The sequence below is a fragment of the Phocaeicola plebeius genome (genome assembly GCF_003437535.1).
In the GTDB taxonomy this organism is placed as follows: Bacteria; Bacteroidota; Bacteroidia; order Bacteroidales; family Bacteroidaceae; genus Phocaeicola; species Phocaeicola plebeius_A.
Window position 1 is genome coordinate 214,178 of the sequence record NZ_QSQT01000001.1, and the last position, 21,669, is coordinate 235,846.

The following is a 21,669-nucleotide window of genomic DNA, read 5'->3' on the forward strand; positions in this document are numbered from 1 at the left end:
GATTACACAATGAAAAAAACAATATTATTTACTGCAATTCTGGCAGTTGGACTTAATTTAACTTCGTGTGAAGATTTTCTGTCAGAAGATAATCCTAATAAAATACCAGTAGAGAATTATTTTACTACTGAGAATGATGTTGAACGTGCTGTATACGGTGCTTATATGGCATTACGTTCAGGGTCTTGTATGGGCGAAGGAAGTACTATGTATACAGAGGAACGTTCAGATAATACAGGACGTTTGGATAATCAGTCTTCTGCCGGTGAGCCTTTTCAGTTTACAGACTTTTCATTACTCCCTAGTAATACTTATTTGAAAAGTCATTGGCAGGCGATGTATAAAACAGTCAATAATGCAAATTTTGCTTTAAAAGGTATTCAGACTGTGACTTTTAGTGATGAAAAAGAGAAAGATAATTATGAAGCTGAGGCCCGTTTTGTGCGTGCGCTAGTATATTTTGATATTGTGCGTAAGTGGGGAGATGCTCCATTAGTAACATCTTATCTTGCTACTCCAGCTGAAATTGAAGCGCATACTTTCCGTGAGGATAAGAAGAAGATTTATGAGCAGATAGTAGAAGATTTAGAGTTTGGAATTGAGAAAAGTACCTTGCCAAATCATCAGCCTGAAGGTAATAAAGGGCGAGCAAATAAAGCAGCTATGGCAGGATTACTTGGAAAAGTATATTTGACAATGGCCCATGTGCTGGATACCCAGAATCGGAAAGAATATTTAAACTCTGCAAAAACGTATCTCGAAATGTGCTTAGGAATGAAGCAGTTTAATCGCCTGAATGAAGTTACTTATGATGACAATGCACAGACTGGTTTATTTGCTGTTGCTAACAAGTCTACTTGTCCTGAAATTCTTTTCCAGATTGTATATAAACAAGGGGATAAAGATTACCATTCTTCGATTGCGGCAGATAATCAGTCAATTGGTATTACATGTAATTCGCAATATCCTTCAAAAGGTCAGGGAACTTATGTAAATGAGGATTTGGTAAATGAATATGAAGCTACTGATAAGCGAAAAGCATTCTCAGTTGTTTATGCTGATAATCCTAAAGCAATGGCTTATTGCATTACAAAGTTCCGTGATACTAGTGACGCTGCGGGTACTTTAGCTTATGGAGGCAATGATTGGATTATATTACGTTATGCCGATGTTATCTTGATGATGGCTGAGGTTTATGAAGCTTTGGGTGAAGAAACAAAAGCAATCCCTTATTTGGATGAGGTACGTGAAAGGGCAGGATTACCAGGTTATATTGAATCTATCCAAAATACCGACTACAGAAGTAAATATCCGACACTGAAATTAGCTATTCTTCATGAGCGCCGTGTAGAGCTTGCTTTTGAGAATCAGCGTTGGTATGATTTACTCCGTTTCTTTACGATTGATGAATTAGTAACTTATATGCATGCAAAGGATCCGAATTGTTATGGTATCTCCAATTTGCAGAACTTCAATGAAAAAGATATTTATTATCCGATTCCTTATGATGAGTGGAAGTTGAATCCGGAAGGAATGTATCAGAACGAAGGATATTAATCATTAAATAAAATTTGAAGATGAAGAGAATTACTTGTATGATTTTTCTTCTCTGCACAGTCTTTGTACTCTCTGCTCAGGAGAGTGCAAAGACTCTTGTGGTAGATTTGAAGAGTCATGAAACGAAGAAAGTATTGGTAGTGGCTCATCGTGGCGACTGGAGAAATGCACCTGAAAACTCATTACAGGCCTTTCAAAATTGTATTGCGATGGGAGTTGACTTGATTGAGATTGATTTGAAGATGACAAAAGACAATCAGCTGGTAATTATGCACGACAATACTATAGACCGTACGACCGACGGAAAGGGAAAAGTTTCGGATTATACGTTGGCAGAATTGCGAAAGTTTCATCTGAAAAATGGATTGGGAAGAGTTACTTTTCATCCAATTCCGACTTTGGAGGAGGTATTGGAACTGACAAAAGGAAAAATTCTGATAAACATAGATAAGGGCTATGATTATTTTCAAGAAGTGTATAAGTTATTGGTAAAAACACAGACTATAGACCAGGTGGTAATAAAATCCGGATATGCTTATGAAAAAGTCAAGGCTGAAAATGAGGATGTACTTGACAAAGTTATTTATATGCCGATTGTAGACTTGAACAATCCTGATGCAGAGGCGTTTATAGAGGGGTATAGACAGATGAAACCTGTGGCAATGGAATGCTGCTTTTCAGAAGTAACTCCGGAAGTTTTACGTTTACTTCAAAAGGTGAAAGATAATGGTTCTAAGATTTGGCTGAACGGATTGTGGCCTTCATTGAATGGTGGGCATGATGATGACCGTGCTGTGGAATTGAATCAGAAAGATGAAAGCTGGGGATGGTTGTTAGAAAAAGGAGCTTCATTAATTCAGACAGACCGTCCTGTGCAGTTACTGCAATATTTAAAAGAGGAGGGCAGACGATGAAAAAGATAGGTATATGCTGTTTGGGTTTACTGTTTTCCTTATGCTCGTATGCACAGGTTCAGAGAGAATACCATTTAATTTCTGCAGAGAAGATAGAGAATAAAGCATATTATTTTACAGCTCTGTTGCGTGAATTTGGTGAAGTAGATTCTATGATTTGTCATGACCCTGTTTTGAAAAAAATGGGGCTGAAGAAATTAGAGCGTTTGCATGAGGCAAAAACTTCGCAGGAACGGGTGGAAGCGATGAAATTCTCTGCAGAAGAGATTACAGAAGCTGCAAAAGCATTGGCAAGTCTTTATAAGCCAGGAAATCCGATTGATCGGTTGTTGACAAGGCATATAATCCCTTCCGGTTGCTATCAGCAGTATAAAGAGAATGGGGCAGAGTTCTTGAAAAAAATCTGGGAGCAAGATGCAGAAGGAATGAACTATGCGATAGAGGTGTATGCAGCAGCCCGGAAACCTCATTATCCTCAAATCGATTCTATTGGCTTTTACATACATAGCCGCCGGTTTATCGAGGAAATTCTTCCTGCTTGTCAGCAAAATATTGCATTTGAGGTAAAAACACATCCTGTTTTTTATTCTGTACCTATGGCTGCTGTTAAGGCTTTGCTTGATGTGAACGACCGCCGTCAGTCGATTGATTATGAGCCTCTGTGTTCGACAGAAAACAGAATGGCATATACTCAGGTTAGCCAAACAGAATGGAACAATTATCCTTATACAGCCATTTTAGTGTTAGGCGCAGGACCCGAGGAGCCCAATGTATCTATTAGCCCAGAAGGGAAGCTTCGTTCTGCCTATGCAGCCATGATGTATCGTCAGCATCAGGCACCATTTATTATTGTATCGGGAGGAAGAGTACATCCATATCATACTCCTTACAATGAGGCTTTTGAAATGAAAAAGTATTTGATGGACGTTTGGCAGATTCCGGAGAGTGCCATTATTATAGAGCCTCATGCGCGACATACTACCACGAACTTTCGTAATGCAGCACGTATTATGTTCCGTAACGGTTTTCCTGTAGAAAAGGCCGCAGTGGTAACGTCTTCTTTTTCTCATTTAAATTTTGTGGAAGGAATGGATTCACGTTGTCTTCGTGAATTAGGTTATGTACCTTATCGTTTAGGGAAAAGGCTGAATGAGCGTATGATGGAATTTTTCCCGTTGCAGGAGTCATTAATTATTCAGCCCACAGAACCCATTGACCCTTGAGTAGGAATTATAACTTGAAACGAGAATTAGTCTTATGAGGATAAAAGCATTTTTGTTTTTTCTATGGTGCCTGTTTCCCCTTTTGTTATCTGCGACGCCTCATAACATTGCCTCTTTGGCAAAGGTCTCTTGCTCTTCAGCTGCAGGGAAGGAGATGGATGCAACACGTGTGTCAGACGGGCTTATACGTATACTGAATACAGGAGAATGGCGTTCAGGTAGCCGCCTGGATATGAGGGGCAGAGTTCGTCCCTTCCCCTGGGTACAATTGGATTGGGATTACCCTGTAAACATTAGCCAGATTATTTTATATGATTGTCCGGATATAAGCAGCCATACGGCGGCAGGTACTCTTTCATTCAGTGACGGAACTTCGATTGATGTAAATTTAATTGCTAATGATGGTGCACCTAAAGTGGTTGATTTTGACTCTAAAAGAGTCAGTTGGGTACGTTTCCAGGTAACTGATGGTGAAGGAGAGAATCTTGGCCTGTCCGAGATAGAAGTCTTGCCTTCTCCTGAATCTTATTCAGACTATGTCTCTTGGGTAAATCCTTATGTGGAAACAGCCAAGGGACGTTATTTCTTTTTTGTGACCGGAAGTCTTCCTTTTGGAATGATGAGCTCTGCTCCTCTGACACGTAATATAAATCAAGGCGGTGGGGGATACAGTTATAACTCTACCCGGGTTTTAGGTTTTCCTCAGATTCATGACTGGGTTATATCAGGTTTGAATCTGATGCCGATAACAGGTCAGATTGATACCCGTAAAGGTGAAAGTGGGTGGAGCTCTTCTTTTTCGCATGATGGAGAAATCGTGCAGCCAGGCTACCATCGGTTATTTTTGGATAGATATGGAATATGGGTAGAACAGACAATCACTGAACGTGTGGGATTTTATCGGCTGACGTATGCACAAGAGTCACTGGCGAAAGTCCTGCTAGGACTTGGCGGACATATATCTACTTCTACGATGGTGGGTGCACACGCTTCGCGCGTAAATGAAACGGAAATCGCGGGATATTTTGACACCACAGGAAGAGTATGGGGAGGAGTCGATAAGGCGCAGGTTTATTTTGTAGTCCGTTTTGAACGTCCTTTTCGTACATTAAACAGTTGGACTGGAAATGAAAGACAATGTGATATTACTCAGATGAACGGCTCTACAGAGGTGTATACCATACCAGGGTCTTCTTTTAAGCAGTCACCAACTTCTGGAGTAGAAGCTGATTTTGGGGGGGTGAAGCCTGGTGAACAGATTTTGGTGAAAACGGCCTTTTCGTATGTAAGCATAGAAAATGCAAGAGAGAATATGGACCAGGAATGTCCTCATTGGGATTTTGAGCAAGTGAGGACTGAAGCATTATCTGTCTGGAATGAGTGGTTGGGTAAAATTGATGTAAAAGGTGGAACCAACCAGCAAAAGATGAAATTTTATACGGACTTATGGCATGTGCTGCTGGGAAGGCATAAAATTGATGATATAGATGGCTCTTATCCGGATTATTTGAAGGGAGGGACAAGAGTAGGAAAAGCTACCCGTATCCACACACTTTCTCCAGAGTATAAGTCACGTATGCTGCCAAAAGGAAAGGATGGAAAAGTGATTCATCACATGTATAATTCGGATGCATTGTGGCTGACTCAATGGAATTTGAATACATTATGGGGATTAGCCTATCCTTCTGTATTGGATGAGTTTTCTGCTTCATTTCTTGAATATGACAGGAATGGAGGGTTGTTGCCTCGTGGTCCGTCTGTAGGTGCATATACGTATATAATGACAGGTTGTCCGGCTACTTCGATGATTACAAGTGCATACCAACGTGGCATTTATCGTAAGTGGAATCCGGAGAAAGCTTTTCAGGCGATGAAAAGGAATCATGAAAAAGGAGGAATGCTGGCTTTTGATATGGACCGGGAGCTGGATTTTTATGTAAAACATGGATATTGCCCGAATGATGCCGGTCTGACCATACAGTGGGCTTTTGAAGACTGGAGTTTAGGGCAGATGGCTCTAAAAATGAAGAAACAGAGAGAGGCAAAGTATTTTCAGAAACGTTCTATGGGCTGGAAAGTTTCCTTTCATCCGGAGTTAAAATTAATGATACCGCGAAGTGAAAATGGTGATAGGCTGCATACGGACCCTCTGTCGGAAAAGGGGTTTGTTCAAGCTAATGCATGGCAGGCTACTTTTGGTCTGTCGCACGATATTCAGGGTTTAGCCCGTATGATGGGAGGAAAAGATAGTCTGGCGGTCAGATTGGATGAGGCTTTTCGAAAGTCGGCAGCAGATGATTTTCTGTTCAGCTATGTAAGTTATGCCAATCAGCCGGGTTGCTCAAGTGCACATGTGTTTTCGCATGTAGGGTATCCTTGGCTTACTCAGTATTGGGTACGTCAGGTTGGGAAGCAAACGTATGGAGCTATCACTCCAGAAAAGGGATATACTGGAAATGATGAAGACCAGGGACAGATGGCCGGTGTCAGTGCTTTGATGGCAATCGGATTATTTAGTCTGGACGGAGGTTCTTCCTCGCATCCATGCTATGACATCACAAGTCCGGTGTTTGATGAGATTACGATAAAGCTGGATTCTGATTATTATGCTGGAAAAGAGTTTAAAATTGTGACTCATCATAATTCTGAGGTAAACTGTTATATACAAAAAGCTACGTTGAACGGGAAAGCTTATAATTTCTATCAGTTGCTCCATCCAGATTTTGTACATGGGGGAATATTAGAATTGTGGATGGGGTCTGCTCCTAATAAAAATTGGGGGAAATCTATGTCGGAAAAGTAGTTTGGTAATGATATGAAAATATTTTTTCTTATGACATAAAAGCTACTTTTATGACAGAGTAAATACAAAGTGAACTCGTGACTGGATAACGATTCCTTGTTTTTCCTTGTGTAAGGAGAGGCAAGGAATTGTTGTTTTTATCAGTGTGCTAAGAAGAGACTGAAATGTCTTTATGTAAATCTCTGTTTATTGGAGAGATTTTTATGTTTCCCATGAGGGAAACATAGGTTTCTCCATGCGGAACCGTATGTTTCTGGTTCGGAAAACGTAGGTTTCTCTGTAGGGAAACGTAGAAAATGTAAAGGGATTTTTCAAAAAGGGCAGAAATGTTCTATGTTTCATGGTCGTAAGCATGTTCCGTTTATTTCCGAATCTTATTAATAGATATTTTTAAGACTTAAAAATCAGTCTTTAAAAGTGATGAAGAGAAGAAAAATGCATATTTTTGTATTCGAAACTAAAATCCTTAAATAAATAGTATGAGAAAAATCGCTGGTTTTGTTTGTTCATGGTTTAGCGTTTCTTTAGTCAAATATTTTAGTATGAGTGTCGTTGATTTCTGCAGAAACGGTTATTTCTTAAGATAAATATGTAAACTTTAAATTTGATACAATGAGACATCTGATTCTATGTAGTGTGATGTGGTTGTGTGGACTGATGATGGCTGTAGGCCAGAATGTGCCACAAGTGATTCCTGCCTTGCAGCAGTGGAAATCGGCAAAAGGAAAACTGGTACTTCCGGAAACTGGAAAAGTGATTGTTTCTTTAGATGAAGAGATGGAACTGAAAGGAGAGGCCGAAATCCTGGTGCAGGATTTGAAGGAAATGTTTGGTTGGGAGTATAGTGTCGTAGTAGGAAAGAAAGAAAAAGGAGCTGTTTATCTGACTTTGGGTAAGCCGGACAAAACTTTGGGTGAAGAAGGATACCGGATGAATATTCAGGGTGAGGTTACCATTGAGGCACCTACTTCTAAAGGTGTTTTCTGGGGAACGCGTACGTTGCTCCAGATGCTCCATAACCAACCGGAAGGGTTGATGAAGGGCCGGGCTACGGACTTTCCTTTGTATCCGAACCGAGGATTCATGATTGATGTAGGCCGTAAGTTTTTTACGATGGATTACCTGCGTGATTATGTCAAGATTCTTTCGTTCTATAAGATGAATGAGCTGCAGGTACATTTGAACGACAATGGCTTTGTGGAATTTTTTGACAATGACTGGAACAAGACGTATGCAGCTTTCCGTCTGGAAAGTGAACGTTTCCCGGGGCTGACGGCAAAGGACGGTTCTTATACCAAAGAAGAATTCCGTGATTTTCAGATTATGGCAGCACGTTATGGGGTAAATGTGATACCGGAGATTGACGTGCCGGCTCATTCATTGGCTTTCACACATTATAATCCGCGTCTGGCAGCCGATAAGAAAGAGTATGGTATGGACCACCTGGATTTATACAAACCGGAGGTTTACGAATTTGTGGATGTACTGTTTGACGAGTATTTGTCGGGTGAGAATCCGGTGTTCGTAGGGCCGGAAGTTCATATCGGAACAGATGAATATAATCAGAAAGAGGCAGAGCAGTTCCGTCATTTTACAAATCATTATCTTGATTTCGTATCAAAATATGGCAAGACTCCGCGTTTATGGGGAAGCTTGAGCATGATGAAAGGAAATACGCCTGTGGATTTGAAGGGAAAGGTGGTAAGTGCATGGAATCATGGCTGGATGGATGTACAGACTTGTCTGGATGCAGGAGCTAAAGTCGTAAATCTATGCGACGGGTTGTTGTATATAGTTCCGGCCGTAAATTATTACCATGATTTCCTGGACTATCAGTGGTTGTATGAAAGCTGGATGCCGGAAATGATGCGGAAGGATGACCCGAAGATGACTGTGCGTCATCCCAACTTCCTGGGTGCGATGCTGGCGGTCTGGAACGACCGTGTGGGTAATGGAATCAGCGAACAGGATGTACATCTTCGTACTTTCCCTGGGTTACAAGTAGCGTGTGAAAAGATGTGGAAAGGTGAGAATGCCGATAAAGTGCCTTTTGAACAATTCATGGCGCTTTGTGCGGTTACTCCTGAGGCTCCGGGGGTAAACCTGTTGGCCAAGGTAGACAAACAGACTACGCTGACTGAAACAGGAAAAGAAGTGACTTTGTCAGGTACAGAAGTGGTGACTACGGAAGTCGATGAAATTGGATATCCCTATGCGGTGGAATTTGAATTGTGTCCGGATGCAACGCCTAATGCTGATGCGATATTATTCAAAGGTCCGCATTCAGAATTCGTGTCCAACTGGCAGAATACCGGTAAGTTTGCTTTCCGTCGTGATGGATATGAGTTTGTGTTCCATGCGTATCGTTTGCCTGCCGGACAATGGACAAAAGTAAGAATTGAAGGAGATGAAAAGGGTACCTCCCTGTTTGTAAATGGACAGCTGCAGGAAAGACTGGAAGGCCGTGTGAAAGAGGTTTTCAATGAAAAGTGGCAGCGAAAAGATAAATTATGGTATCGGGAAACCTTGATTTTCCCCTTGAAACAGCTGGGAGATACCAAGATGGGATTTAAAGGAAAAGTTAGAAATTTAGTATGTATTCCACTTTAATATAGCAAATGTTATGATGAAAATTTATCGTTTTTTGATGGTCCTGGGACTTCTGGTATGGATGGCTCAGAATGTATCTTCGCAAAGCAGATACGATAAAGACAGGCTTTATAATGTATTCCCTGCAAAAGTATCAAATAAGGTACTGGGCTATGATAAGGGTTCGTCTGTGATATTGAAATCCTTGAGTAAGGACGACCAGAAACAGCAGTGGAACATTAACGAGTTATCGGGAAGTTGCCGTTTTGTGAATGTATTCGAAGACAAGGCGCTGAGAGCTGACGTAGACCATAAGGCATTGGTCGTTACAGAGGTAAACGGAAGTGATGAGGCGCAGTTGTGGAGCATACAGGAAACCGCAAACGGGGTGAGACTGGTTCCGGCCAATACTCCGTCGCTTATGTTGGTATGTCAGAAGGACGGCCGTCTGCAGTTGATGGACAGAAAGAAGGCTGAAACGATGGAAGCTTCTTTGTTCCAGATACGGGTAAGCGCCGTGCCTATGCCCGAAGGAGCGGGTATGGCTGCACGCGAAAAAGTGTACTGGGAAGATGAAACTCGCTTTGAAGAAAATAAGGAAGCAGGTCATGCCACGTATATGCCTTATCCTTCAGAGAAAGATATGCTGGCAGACAAGGCTTTCTATGACCGCCCGTGGGAGGAAGTACATAACTCTGCCTATATGCTGCTGAACGGTACATGGGCTTTCCATTGGGTGTCAGAACCCTCACAACGTCCGCTGGATTTTTATAAGGAAGATTTCGATGTATCGGGATGGGACCGCATTCCTGTGCCGTCTAACTGGGAAATGCAGGGCTACGACCGTCCGATTTATGCCAATGTAGAATTCCCGCATGCCAACACACCGCCTTATATTCAGGCACGTAAAGGTTTTAACGATGGCGGAAAGAACTATGGTATCAATCCGGTAGGTTCGTATGTACGTACGTTTAATTTGCCGGAAGGCTGGGATGGAAAACGTACTTTCATTCATTTCGGTGGTATTTACAGTGCAGCTTTTGTGTATCTCAACGGAAAATATGTAGGCTATTCACAAGGAGCAAACAATGTAGCTGAGTTTGATGTGACCAAGTACCTGAAACCGGGCGAAAATCGTCTGGCTGTGCAGGTGTTCCGCTGGTGTGACGGTTCTTATCTGGAATGTCAGGATATGTTCCGCATGAGTGGTATCTTCCGTGATGTGTATTTATATAATGTACCGAAAGTCAGCGTGCGCGACCATTACATTACTTGTCTATTGGATAAAGACAAGAACTATAAAAGTGGAACCATGAATGTGAAGTTGTCTTTGGATAACCGTGACAAGCTGAAGGGTACCAAGAATCTGCTGGTGCGTCTGTTAGATCCGGAAGGCCGTAAGGTAGCCGAATCGGAAGTGGCTGTGAAATACGCTCCTTCTTCTCCGGTAAGTACGGCTAATGTGTCATTCGATTTGACAGATTTGTCTTTGTGGACTGCTGAAACTCCTACCTTGTATACTGTGCAAGTGATACAGCGTCAGGGAGGAAAAGATGAAATGGCTTTCTCTACGAAGTACGGTTTCCGTGACATAGAGGTGAAAGGCTCACTGCTTTACTTGAATGGCAAACGAGTGTTCTTCAAGGGAACCAACCGTCACGATACGCATCCGATGTATGGTCGTGCGGTGACAACAGAGTCTATGTTGTGGGATGTGCTGACCATGAAACAGAACAATATCAATACGATTCGTACGTCGCATTATCCGAATGCAGCCAAAATGTATGCTATGTTTGACTACTATGGTTTGTACACAATGGATGAGGCTGACCTGGAAGACCATGCCAACCAGTCTATCAGTGACATGCCTTCCTGGATACCTTCATTCGTGGATCGTATTGACCGCATGGTGCTGAGAGACCGCAATCATCCGAGTGTGATTTTCTGGAGCTTGGGTAATGAAGCCGGAGGAGGAGCCAACTTCCGTGATTGTTATGACGCAGCTAAAAAGCTGGATAGTCGTCCGGTACATTATGAAGGCACACGTGATGGAAAGTCATACGGTGGTAACCGCTTCAGTGATTTCTACTCCAAGATGTATCCGAGCATGGACTGGATGGATGAGCATGTAAGTGCGTTTGAAAAACCGCTCTTCGTGTGTGAATATGCGCATGCCATGGGAAATGCCATCGGTAACCTGAAAGAATATTGGGAAAGTATTGAAGGCAGTACGGCTACTATCGGTGGAGCTATTTGGGACTGGGTAGACCAGGCTATTTATGAACCGCATGAAATAAAGAAAGGTATTTACCGTCTGCATACAGGATATGACTTCCCTGGTCCGCATCAGGGTAACTTCTGTTCCAACGGTATTGTGCCGGCTACACGTGAAGAATCTCCGAAACTGAAAGAGGTGAAAGCCATTTATCAGTATGTGGCCTTTAAGTGTGTAGGTACGGATGCTTCTCATAATATGGTCAATGTACAGGTACGTAACAAGTATGCATTCTTGTCATTGAAAGGCTTCGATTTGAAGTGGGAAAGCGTGAAGAATGGAGTGATTGTAGGAGCTGACAGCTTGAAACTGGAAAATATCCTTCCGGGAGATTCTACGGTGCTGAATCTGAAACTGTCTGGAGTAAACCTGGCAGATGCCAAGAAGGCTGGTGATGAAGTGATGGTCAATTTACATGTACGTATGTTAGCACCTACTGTATGGGCTGAGGCTGGACATGAAGTAGCTGCTTGCCAGTTTGAATTGCAGAAGAGAGCCGATTTACCACAACTGACGTTTAAGAAGAAGAAAAATGAATGGACCATTCAGGAAACCGATAAACTGTTGATGCTTTATAACAAGCACCTCCGTGCAGCTTTTGATAAAGCTACCGGACAGATGGTACAATTGAACATGGCTGGAAAGGAAATCATCAGTCATAATGGCGGTTTCTTGTATGATAACCACCGCTGGATTGAGAATGACTTGTTTAAGGAAGTTGCTAACGGACTGGATGCAGCCGGTACGTGTGAGGTAAGTGTGGATAAAGGAATTGTACAGGTAAGTACCTCTCGTGGCGGTTCTTTGTGTGCAACCAACATTGTGTACACATTTATGCCGAATGGAGTAATAGACATGGATGTACGTTTCTCTCCTCAGACTGCAAACTTACGTCGCTGTGGATTGGTTTGCCTGCTGGATTCTACTTTGACCCAGGTAGACTATTATGCACATGGTCCTTGGGAAAACTATGTTGACCGTAAGGATGCATGTCCTGTGGGACGTTACACACTGGATGCAAATGATACAGGCAAGTATGTGAAACCTCAGTCTATGGGCAATCGGGAAGGTTTGCGTAGTATGGATTTGAAGGATGCTTCAGGAAAGGGTATCCGTATCCAGACACAGGGCAATGTTTCTTTCTCTGCTTTACGTTATACGGATGAAGACTTGATGAATACCAAACATACTTGGGAATTGCAGCCACGTCCATACGTAGTGCTTCACCTGGATGCAGCTTTGCGTGGAATAGGAAATGCAAGTTGTGGTCCGGAAACCATGCTGAAGTACCAGATTCCGCAGAAACCGATGAGCTATAAGCTTCGTATATCTGCTTTGTAACCAAATAACCTAAATATACTTATGAATAAATTTTACCCCGTTGCCGGTATGGTTGCTTTATCGGCCGTAACTACAGCCTGTCAGCAGGCTGATAAGCAAGAGAAGAAGCAATACAACATTGTGTATATCATGACCGATGACCATACGGCACAGATGATGAGCTGTTATGATACGCGCTATATGGAAACTCCCAATTTGGACCGCATTGCCAATGAGGGAGTGCGCTTCACGAACAGTTTTGTGGCAAACTCGTTGAGTGGTCCCAGCCGTGCCTGTATGATTACAGGCAAGCATTCTTGTGGCAACAAGTTCTATGATAATACTACTTGTGTGTTCGACAGTGCACAGCAAACTTTCCCGAAACTGTTGCAGAAAGCCGGTTATCAGACGGCGATTATCGGAAAGTGGCACCTGGAAAGTCTGCCTTCAGGGTTTGATTACTGGCAGATTGTGCCGGGACAGGGGGATTACTATAATCCGAATTTCATTACGCAACAGAATGATACCATTCAGAAGCACGGTTACATAACCAACATCATTACCGATGATGCCATCGACTGGATGGAACACAAGCGTGATGACAAGAAGCCGTTCTGCTTGTTCATTCACCACAAGGCTATCCATCGCAACTGGATGGCAGATACTTGTAATCTGGCCTTGTATGAAGACAAGACCTTCCCTTTGCCGGATAACTTCTTTGATGACTATGAGGGACGTGAAGCGGCTGCCGCTCAGGAAATGAGCATCGTGAAGGACATGGATATGATTTATGACCTGAAGATGCTTCGCCCGGACAAAAACTCTCGTTTGAAGACATTGTATGAAAGTTTCCTCGGCCGAATGGATAGTGCTCAGCGTGCAGCATGGGAGAAGTTCTATGGTCCTATTATCGAAGATTTCTACAAGAAAAATCCTCAAGGAAAGGATTTGGCCAACTGGAAGTTCCAGCGTTACATGCGCGACTATATGAAGACGGTGAAATCGTTGGATGATAATGTGGGTCGCGTATTGGACTATCTGAAGGAAAAAGGATTACTGGAGAATACGCTGGTAGTGTATACTTCCGACCAGGGATTCTATATGGGAGAACATGGTTGGTTCGACAAGCGTTTCATGTATGAAGAATCCATGCGTACTCCGCTGATTATGCGTTTGCCGGCTGGATTCACTCGTCGGGGAGACATTACTGAAATGGTACAGAACATTGACTATGGACCTACTTTTCTGGATTTGGCAGGAGTAGAAATTCCGTCTGATATGCACGGAGTATCTTTGTTGCCGTTGCTGAAAGGTGAACACCCGAAAGACTGGCGCAAGGCTTTGTACTATCATTTCTATGAATACCCGGCAGAGCACATGGTGAAACGCCATTATGGAGTGCGTACAGACCGTTACAAATTGATTCATTTCTATAATGACATTGATACATGGGAATTGTACGACTTGCAGGCAGACCCGCACGAAATGCACAATCTGTACGGACAGAAGGAGTATGAGGCAGTGGTTGACGAGTTGAAGGCAGAAATGCTGAAACTGCAGGAACAATATGATGATCCCGTGCGTTTCTCGCCGGAACGGGATAAGGAATAATCCGTAAGAAGATAGTTATAAATGGAAAATGTCCGGATGGCTTTAGTGAGCAGTCCGGACATTTTTTTGTGGTATGCTATAGGAATTTAGCTTCATTCTCAGCAGCTATTTTCTTAATTGCCTGTTGCGAGGCGATGAAACCGCCTCCGAGTACACGGTTCCCTTCGTAGAACACTGCCGACTGGCCGGGAGTGATAGCGGAAGCCTCTTGCTCAAACCGGATTAATAGTTGCCCGTTGTCCAGCAGAATTACACGGCAGGGAATTGAGCGGCTGCGGTAGCGGATACGTACCGAAAGCTCCTTGCAGTTGAGTAACTCCTCCAGGCTGGTCACGTTATAGTCTTCCACTAACATGTAGTAAGTTTTGAGCTGGTCGGCATCCCCTAACATGACCGTATTCTTGGCCGGATTGATTTTCAGCACATACGCCGGTTTGCCCAAAGCAATCTCCAGACCTTTTCGCTGACCGATGGTGTAGTAGGCAAATCCCTTGTGCTGTCCCAGTTTCAGGCCTTTGCTGTCCACAAACCATCCCGGACCAATTCTCTCATCAATGTCGGGGCAATGCTCTTTCAGGAATTCCCGGTAATCTTTTTCGATGAAGCAGATTTCCATGCTTTCTCCTCCTCGTGCTTTGGCTTCAAAACCTTTGGATGCCAAATAATCGCGCACGCTGGCTTTGGTCATTCCTCCCAGAGGAAACATCATGCGTTTCAGAATTTCTTGCGGAAGTTTCCACAAGAAGTAGGACTGGTCCTTCAGCGGGTCGTCTCCGGTCAGGATGTAACGATAACCGTTGAGGTCTTTCAGTTGGCAGTAATGCCCCGTAGCAATCCAGGCACAGTTGCATTTGTCTGCCCATTCACACAGAATCCGTTCCTTAAATAAAGGATTGCACATGACACAGGGGTTGGGAGTGCGTCCGCGCATGTATTCGTCAATGAAATACTGCACGATGACCTGCCGGAACTCCGTACGGACATCGGCCACGTGGTGCTCGATGCCTAAACGTGCTGCCAGCTCCTGAGCTTCTATGACTTCATTGGGCTGATCATTCCCGGGAGTGAAATGAGAGGCCACGTCCCAGGTACGCATCGTGACACCTACTACCTCATACCCTTGTTCCTGAAGCATGATGCAGGCAGCCGAACTGTCTATCCCGCCACTCATGCCAACCAGTACCCGTTTTTCTCTTTCTTTCATGTAAACAAGTTTTGTGTTAGAAGAATAATTCCGGCTGACGGCGGGCACTGAACTTCTCGTGAAGGATGGCAGCAAACGGGGTATTGAACTCGCGGGCTTCGTTTGGACAGCATTTCACGCAGGCACAGCATTTGATACACTTGTGAATATCTGTTTCAATGGAGCTCTGGTCTTCACTGAAATGGATGGCATGTGTAGGGCAGACTTCAATACATTCTCCACAAGCAAAACAACCGTCTGTGCAAGTCGGGCAGGCGGGGGCACCGGGTGTCAATTGTTTGTAGGGGAAATTTCCTTTTACCGTTAATTCTGTGATGGGGGTTCCGGTAGCTTGCAGTTTTTCCCATTTTTCCAGACTGCTTTTTCCAAACTCACGGGCCTGTTGCAAATCATCTGCATCCGGACGTCCGGCAGCAATGGGAAGTTCCGGTGTACTAAAACTATGTTCCCCGATGAATGCACCTGCAGTGAGAGGTACAAAACCGAGTTGGACAGCGGTGTCACGGAGCTCCAGTAAGGCATCCTCGTAATCACGGTTGCCATATACCACGACAAGGATGGCGGGTGAGCCGTTGCCTTTGAGTCGTTGCAGGCGCTGGAGTGCCGTGGCGGCTACACGGCCACCGTATACCGGAACGGCGATGACGCACAGTTCTCCGTTCATTTCAATAGGGGAGGTTTGTTCATCCAGCGTCAGGTCTGTTTCCATTCTTCTTCCCATGCCGATGCCTTCTCCGATAGCTCGTGCAATCTTGGCCGAGGTCTGTGTGGGTGAGAAGAATATCAGGTGGGTACCATTGAGTTGGGTTGTTGCTGATGTCATAAGCTTATTCTAATAGGTTTTGTAGTAGACAAAAATACAATATATAAACGAAAATCGGGATTCTTCATCGGGGATTCTTCTTTTATTCGTACTTTTGTGGTCATACTTTTAAAGAATTTATGGAAGAACAATTTGACATACGCGATTATAAACCAACCGGAAAAGAGCGTGATTTTGAGAACGCTCTTCGTCCGCTTCAGTTCGAAGATTTCAGCGGACAGGACAAGGTGGTGGATAACCTGCGCATCTTTGTAAAAGCGGCGAGACTTCGTGCAGAAGCGCTTGACCATGTTTTGTTGCATGGCCCTCCCGGATTAGGAAAGACCACACTGAGCAACATTATTGCCAATGAATTAGGAGTGGGATTTAAAGTGACTTCAGGACCGGTGCTCGACAAACCTGGTGATTTGGCCGGAGTACTGACCAGCCTGGAGCCGAACGATGTGCTGTTTATTGATGAGATTCACCGTCTGAGTCCGGTAGTGGAAGAATACCTCTATTCTGCCATGGAAGACTATCGCATCGACATCATGATTGACAAGGGACCTTCAGCCCGCAGCATACAGATTGACCTGAATCCGTTTACGTTGGTGGGAGCTACCACACGCAGTGGTTTGCTTACAGCCCCGCTTCGTGCCCGCTTCGGCATCAACCTGCACCTGGAGTATTATGATGATTCAGTACTTTCACGCATCATCCTGCGCTCCGCACGCATCTTGGATGTGCCGTGTGATGCAGATGCGGCAGGAGAGATAGCTTCCCGTAGCCGTGGTACCCCCCGTATAGCCAATGCCTTGTTGCGACGTGTGCGTGACTTTGCACAGGTGAAAGGTTCAGGAAGAATTGATTTGGAGATTGCCCGTTTTGCACTGGAGGCTCTGAACATCGACCAGTATGGTCTGGATGAGATAGACAACAAGATTCTGTGCACGATTATAGACAAGTTCAAGGGAGGTCCTGTGGGACTGACCACCATTGCTACAGCTTTGGGTGAAGACCCGGGTACGCTGGAAGAAGTGTACGAACCCTTCCTGATAAAAGAAGGCTTCCTGAAGCGTACCCCCAGAGGACGAGAGGTGACAGAGCTGGCATATAAACATTTAGGAAAAAGTAAATACAATAGCGAAAGAACGCTGTTTGATTGATAAACATTATGGCCGGAATAAAATCTTTGGCAAAGGATACTGCCATTTATGGACTGAGCAGTATCGTAGGACGTTTTTTGAATTATTTGTTGGTTCCTCTCTATACGGCAGTACTTCCTGCTGCTTCCGGAGGATATGGAGTCGTGTCGAATGTATATGCCTATACGGCACTGATTCTGGTGTTGCTGACCTTTGGTATGGAAACGGGATTTTTCCGTTTTGCCAATAAGTCGGACGAGGATGCGCAGAAGGTATATGCCAATTCCCTGCTGTTTGTGGGAGGACTCTCGCTGCTGTTTGTGGTGCTGTGCATGGTCTTTTTGCATCCGCTCTCAGCCTTGTTGGAGTATCCGGACCATCCCGACTATATTGCCATGATGGTGTGTGTGGTGGCCCTCGATTCCTTCCAGTGTATACCTTTCGCCTACCTGCGTTATAAGAAGCGGCCTGTCAAGTTTGCGGCCATCAAGTTGCTGAACATCATAGGAAACATTCTGCTGAATCTTTTCTTCCTGCTGGTATGTCCGTGGCTCGATGTCCATGCGCACGAAACCGTCAGCTGGTTCTATAACCCCGATTATCTGGTGGGATATATTTTCGTGTCCAACCTGATTATGTCGGCCTTGCAGATATTCTTCTTCATACCCGAGCTGCGCGGTGTGTCCTACCGTATGGACAAGGTACTGATGAAGCGCATGATTAACTACTCTTTCCCGATTCTGATATTCGGGCTGGTCGGTATCCTCAATCAGACGGTCGATAAGATGATTTATCCCTATCTGTTTGATGACCGTTCGGAGGGACTGGTACAGCTGGGTATTTACAGCGCCACCAGTAAGGTTGCATTGGTTATGGCCATGTTTACCCAGGCTTTCCGTTATGCCTACGAGCCCTTTGTTTTCGGTAAGAATAAAGATGCTGACAGCAAGAAGATGTATTCTTCTGCCATGAAGTACTTCTTTATCTTTTCTCTTTTGGCATTTCTGGCCGTGATGGGTTACATGGACATCCTGAAGTACATGGTAGCCTCCGACTATTGGGAAGGGCTGAGCGTAGTAGCCATCGTGATGCTGGCCGAGATAATCAAAGGTATCTATTTCAACCTTTCTTTCTGGTATAAGCTGACGGATGAAACCTATTGGGGAGCTTATTTCTCTCTTATCGGGTGTGCCGTGATTTTAGGCCTGAACATCTGGTTGGTACCTACTTATGGTTATGTAGCTTCGGCCTGGGCATCTGTAGCCGGATATGGCGTGATTACTCTGTTATCCTATTTCATCGGGCAGAAAAAATACCCTGTGGCTTATCCGCTGAAGCGGATGACCACCTACCTGATTTTGGCCTTGGTGCTTTATGTCTTGTCGCAACAAACACCTATCGCCAACCTTTGGTTACGTTTAAGCTACCGCACCTTATTAATATTGGTTTTTGTGGCATTTATTATCAAAAAAGATTTACCTTTAAGGAGTCTTCCATTTGTCAACCATTTCTTTAAATAAGAAATGTGGGGTGGGGCATATAGGCTGAATTGTAATTTATAAATCGGATAAGTATGGAACTAGGGAACAAGAGGAAATTCCTCCTTCGTAAATTCTTCAATGAGTATCTGGACTTGAACCGGAGCAAGGAAGATGAGCAGCTGACGGTAGATGCCATCCGCAGTGGAGTAGAGTTTAAAGGAACCAACCTTTGGGTCTTGATTTTTGCTACCTTTATTGCTTCATTGGGGTTGAATGTTAATTCTACGGCGGTAATTATCGGTGCCATGTTGATTTCTCCTTTGATGGGACCTATCATGGGAGTGGGCCTTTCTATCGGACTGAACGATTTCGAGCTGATGAAACGCTCACTGAAAAGTTACCTGGTAGCCACGCTGTTCAGTGTGACGACCGCCACAATTTATTTTTCTTTTACTCCGCTGGATGAAGTTCAGTCGGAATTGCTGGCACGTACCTCGCCTACCATATACGATGTGTTCATAGCCTTAGTGGGTGGTCTGGCCGGTATTGTGGCATTGGCCACGAAGGAAAAGGGAAATGTAATACCTGGTGTAGCCATTGCTACAGCCTTGATGCCTCCGTTGTGTACGGCCGGTTTCGGCATTGCCACGGGTAATCTGTTGTATTTCTTAGGTGCCTTCTATTTGTATTTTATCAACTCCGTTTTCATCAGCCTAGCTACTTACATCGGGGTGCGGGTGATGCACTTCCAGCGCAAGCAGTTTGTGGATAAAGCTCGTGAAAAGCTGGTAAAACGTTATATCATCTGGATAACCATCGGTACGATGTGTCCGGCAGTCTACCTTACTTATAATATTGTGCGGGAAACCTTTTACCAGTCTGCGGCAAACCATTTCATTGCAGAAGAATTGCAGTTCCCTGACTCTCAGATTTTAAGTCGAGAAATCTCCTATGACAAGCGTGAAATAAAGGTCGTGTTTGTGGGAAAGGAAGTCTCAAAAGACCAGATTGCAGCCGCCCAGCATCGCCTGGCAGATTATAATCTTTCGAAAACCAATCTGGTAGTATTCCAAGGAATGGGAGACGGCAGTGCGGTAGACATCAGCAACATCAAGTCGATGGTAATGGAAGATTTCTATCGGAACAGCGAAAAACGCTTGAAGGAGCAGGATGAGGAAATCAATACTCTGCGTAAGCAGTTGGCTGACTTTTCCGGTTCAGACTGGATGGGTAAGCAGTTAGGGCAGGAATTAAAAGTCTTGTTCCCCGAAATCAAAACTCTTTCCGTTTCAAAGAGTCTTCGTCTGTCGGTTGACAGTTCCCGGATAGACACCTTGACATACGCCATTATTGATTGTCAGCGGGTGCCTGATTCAAAGAGCCGTGACAAAATCGTGAAATGGCTGAAAGCAAAGACGGGAGATGCTCATTTACAGCTGATTGTGGAATAGTCCGCAAGCCGGATTTTATTGCATAAAAAAACGTCTTTACGTTTAGTTTAAAACACAAGTACGTTTTAGATTAAACGCAAAGACGTTTCGATTCAAACGCAAGTACGTTTTAGTTCAAATGCACTTGCGTTTTTTTGTCTTCAAAAATTAGCTTACTTCACCTTCTTTGTACAGCGGATGGCAGTCACTTCCTGAGCCTGTGGGTTGGTTGCTTTTCGCGTGCAGTAATCAAATTCTGCCGATTTCTCTCCGCTGAAAGAATTCCATTTCAGTTTCAGTTTGACAGTCTCTCCTTGCGTATCGGTCAGTTCATCCAGTTTGAAAGCAACCAGTGCATCTCCCATTTTGCCCTCTGTATCGCCAAAAGCATTGTGGCGGAATTCTACTTCATAAGAATTGTCCGGGTTCTTTGTACTGATCAGGTTGACAAAATGCGGTTGTCCGTTGCCCCAACGAGTCGCAAACCGAAGTGTCAGGTACCCGTCCTCTGCAATGGTTACCCAGTCATTCAGTATTTCTACCGGGTCGTTTCCATACGTACGATTGTTTTCCTCCTCTCCCAAATTAGGAGCCATTGGTTTGGTTAGTATACTGTCTATCCAGTTGATGAATACAGCTTTGTCATATTCCTGAGGAGCTTCGTCGGCCAATTCAATATTGGCCAGTGCTCTTACTTCCTTCTCACCAAAAGGAGAGCTTGCCATGTTTACCGGACGCAAGGTTGTGCTGTCATCCAGTTGCAAGTATGGTGTATTGTCTGCACTCTGTTTTACAGTGACAAGTGCATTGGCGTAATAGTGTGAAAGAGAAAGGTTGTTATCGTCATCGTCCAGACACGATTGACCCCCCATAGATAAACACAGAGCTGTCAGGATGAAGAATCCTTTGCGAATGAATGATTGAGTTTTCATAATACATTATTTTTTAAGTTTACTCTCTTCTTGTCGTTTTGTACATAAAATGCTTGAAGTGGGTAATTCCTGCATGTAAAATGGTTAAATGGTGTTTTATTTTCGCAAAGGCACAAAAAAAGCAGTTACGAAATTCGTAACTGCTTTTTTGTGGACCAGCCAGGGCTTGAACCTGGGACCTCCAGATTATGAGTCTGTTGCTCTAACCAACTGAGCTACAAGTCCGACATTTCAGAAGAATTTGTTTGGAAATGCGTTGCAAAAGTAATGGTTTGAGTTGAAATCTGCAATATTTGGTTAGAAAAAAATGATAAAAAAAACTAATGGAACAGATGCTTGCAATATATGTTGTATTTTTGCCGATATTAATAATTAATTATCAG

General features: G+C 43.9%; 12 protein-coding genes, 1 tRNA gene and 1 pseudogene. 10 read left to right on the plus strand and 4 right to left on the minus strand.

Going from position 1 to position 21,669, the window contains the following annotated elements; genetic code table 11:
* The first annotated feature begins 9 nt into the window (after window positions 1-9).
* From DXD04_RS00890 to DXD04_RS00920, 7 genes and pseudogenes are all read left to right on the plus strand, one after another.
* Entirely contained in the window at window positions 10-1,557 is a 1,548-nt protein-coding gene (locus DXD04_RS00890) for a RagB/SusD family nutrient uptake outer membrane protein (protein WP_117670059.1), read from the plus strand.
* Between the two features lie 20 nt (window positions 1,558-1,577).
* Window positions 1,578-2,471, plus strand: a complete 894-nt coding sequence (locus DXD04_RS00895; protein WP_117670061.1) for a glycerophosphodiester phosphodiesterase family protein — start codon at window positions 1,578-1,580, stop codon at window positions 2,469-2,471.
* The gene (locus DXD04_RS00900; protein ID WP_181977115.1) at window positions 2,468-3,694 is read left to right on the plus strand and encodes a YdcF family protein; all 1,227 of its coding nucleotides are present in this window, start codon (window positions 2,468-2,470) and stop codon (window positions 3,692-3,694) included. Before DXD04_RS00895 ends, DXD04_RS00900 begins: the two co-directional genes overlap by 4 nt.
* A 34-nt stretch (window positions 3,695-3,728) precedes the next feature.
* Window positions 3,729-6,497 (plus strand): GH92 family glycosyl hydrolase, encoded by a 2,769-nt coding sequence (locus tag DXD04_RS00905; protein ID WP_117670065.1) that lies wholly within the window; start codon window positions 3,729-3,731, stop codon window positions 6,495-6,497.
* A gap of 612 nt (window positions 6,498-7,109) precedes the next feature.
* Window positions 7,110-9,107, plus strand: a complete 1,998-nt coding sequence (locus DXD04_RS00910; protein ID WP_117670067.1) for a family 20 glycosylhydrolase — start codon at window positions 7,110-7,112, stop codon at window positions 9,105-9,107.
* Window positions 9,108-9,120: 13 nt separating this feature from the next.
* Window positions 9,121-12,702, plus strand: a complete 3,582-nt coding sequence (locus tag DXD04_RS00915) for a glycoside hydrolase family 2 TIM barrel-domain containing protein (RefSeq protein ID WP_259295944.1) — start codon at window positions 9,121-9,123, stop codon at window positions 12,700-12,702.
* A 99-nt stretch (window positions 12,703-12,801) separates the two neighbouring features.
* Window positions 12,802-14,292, plus strand: a pseudogene (locus DXD04_RS00920) (sulfatase family protein); the annotation flags it as partial.
* Between the two features lie 76 nt (window positions 14,293-14,368).
* Here the strand turns inward: DXD04_RS00920 and mnmA are convergent.
* Both mnmA and DXD04_RS00930 read right to left on the minus strand, forming a co-directional pair.
* Entirely contained in the window at window positions 14,369-15,496 is a 1,128-nt protein-coding gene (mnmA, locus tag DXD04_RS00925; RefSeq protein ID WP_117670071.1) for a tRNA 2-thiouridine(34) synthase MnmA, read from the minus strand.
* 16 nt (window positions 15,497-15,512) lie between these two features.
* Window positions 15,513-16,319: a 4Fe-4S binding protein gene (locus DXD04_RS00930; RefSeq protein WP_117670073.1), complete on the minus strand. Its 807-nt coding sequence runs from the start codon at window positions 16,317-16,319 to the stop codon at window positions 15,513-15,515.
* 119 nt (window positions 16,320-16,438) lie between these two features.
* Here DXD04_RS00930 and ruvB point away from each other — a divergent pair, with 119 nt between their 5' ends.
* Genes ruvB through DXD04_RS00945 form a run of 3 tightly spaced genes read left to right on the plus strand, consistent with a single transcriptional unit; the run spans window position 16,439 to window position 20,375 of the window.
* Window positions 16,439-17,464, plus strand: a complete 1,026-nt coding sequence (ruvB, locus tag DXD04_RS00935; protein WP_117670075.1) for a Holliday junction branch migration DNA helicase RuvB — start codon at window positions 16,439-16,441, stop codon at window positions 17,462-17,464.
* Window positions 17,465-17,472: 8 nt separating this feature from the next.
* A complete protein-coding gene (locus tag DXD04_RS00940; protein ID WP_117670077.1) occupies window positions 17,473-18,963 on the plus strand; it encodes an oligosaccharide flippase family protein in 1,491 nt (496 codons plus the stop codon).
* Between the two features lie 53 nt (window positions 18,964-19,016).
* Window positions 19,017-20,375, plus strand: a complete 1,359-nt coding sequence (locus tag DXD04_RS00945) for a TIGR00341 family protein (protein ID WP_117670079.1) — start codon at window positions 19,017-19,019, stop codon at window positions 20,373-20,375.
* Between the two features lie 152 nt (window positions 20,376-20,527).
* Here DXD04_RS00945 and DXD04_RS00950 read toward each other — a convergent pair whose 3' ends face one another.
* A complete protein-coding gene (locus DXD04_RS00950) occupies window positions 20,528-21,286 on the minus strand; it encodes a NigD1/NigD2 family lipoprotein (RefSeq protein ID WP_117670082.1) in 759 nt (252 codons plus the stop codon).
* A gap of 151 nt (window positions 21,287-21,437) precedes the next feature.
* Window positions 21,438-21,511: transfer RNA gene (locus DXD04_RS00955), tRNA-Ile, on the minus strand.
* Window positions 21,512-21,669 lie beyond the last annotated feature (158 nt).

Excerpts from the sequence above, each read along its gene's own strand:
- DXD04_RS00895 (WP_117670061.1), top strand. The coding sequence starts at position 1,578 with ATGAAGAGAATTACTTGTATGATTTTTCTTCTCTGCACAGTCTTTGTA.
- DXD04_RS00950 (WP_117670082.1), bottom strand. The coding sequence starts at position 21,286 with ATGAAAACTCAATCATTCATTCGCAAAGGATTCTTCATCCTGACAGCT.
- DXD04_RS00900 (WP_181977115.1), top strand. The coding sequence starts at position 2,468 with ATGAAAAAGATAGGTATATGCTGTTTGGGTTTACTGTTTTCCTTATGC.
- DXD04_RS00930 (WP_117670073.1), bottom strand. The coding sequence starts at position 16,319 with ATGACATCAGCAACAACCCAACTCAATGGTACCCACCTGATATTCTTC.
- mnmA (WP_117670071.1), bottom strand. The coding sequence starts at position 15,496 with ATGAAAGAAAGAGAAAAACGGGTACTGGTTGGCATGAGTGGCGGGATA.
- DXD04_RS00940 (WP_117670077.1), top strand. The coding sequence starts at position 17,473 with ATGGCCGGAATAAAATCTTTGGCAAAGGATACTGCCATTTATGGACTG.
- DXD04_RS00910 (WP_117670067.1), top strand. The coding sequence starts at position 7,110 with ATGAGACATCTGATTCTATGTAGTGTGATGTGGTTGTGTGGACTGATG.
- DXD04_RS00945 (WP_117670079.1), top strand. The coding sequence starts at position 19,017 with ATGGAACTAGGGAACAAGAGGAAATTCCTCCTTCGTAAATTCTTCAAT.
- ruvB (WP_117670075.1), top strand. The coding sequence starts at position 16,439 with ATGGAAGAACAATTTGACATACGCGATTATAAACCAACCGGAAAAGAG.
- DXD04_RS00890 (WP_117670059.1), top strand. The coding sequence starts at position 10 with ATGAAAAAAACAATATTATTTACTGCAATTCTGGCAGTTGGACTTAAT.
- DXD04_RS00915 (WP_259295944.1), top strand. The coding sequence starts at position 9,121 with ATGATGAAAATTTATCGTTTTTTGATGGTCCTGGGACTTCTGGTATGG.
- DXD04_RS00905 (WP_117670065.1), top strand. The coding sequence starts at position 3,729 with ATGAGGATAAAAGCATTTTTGTTTTTTCTATGGTGCCTGTTTCCCCTT.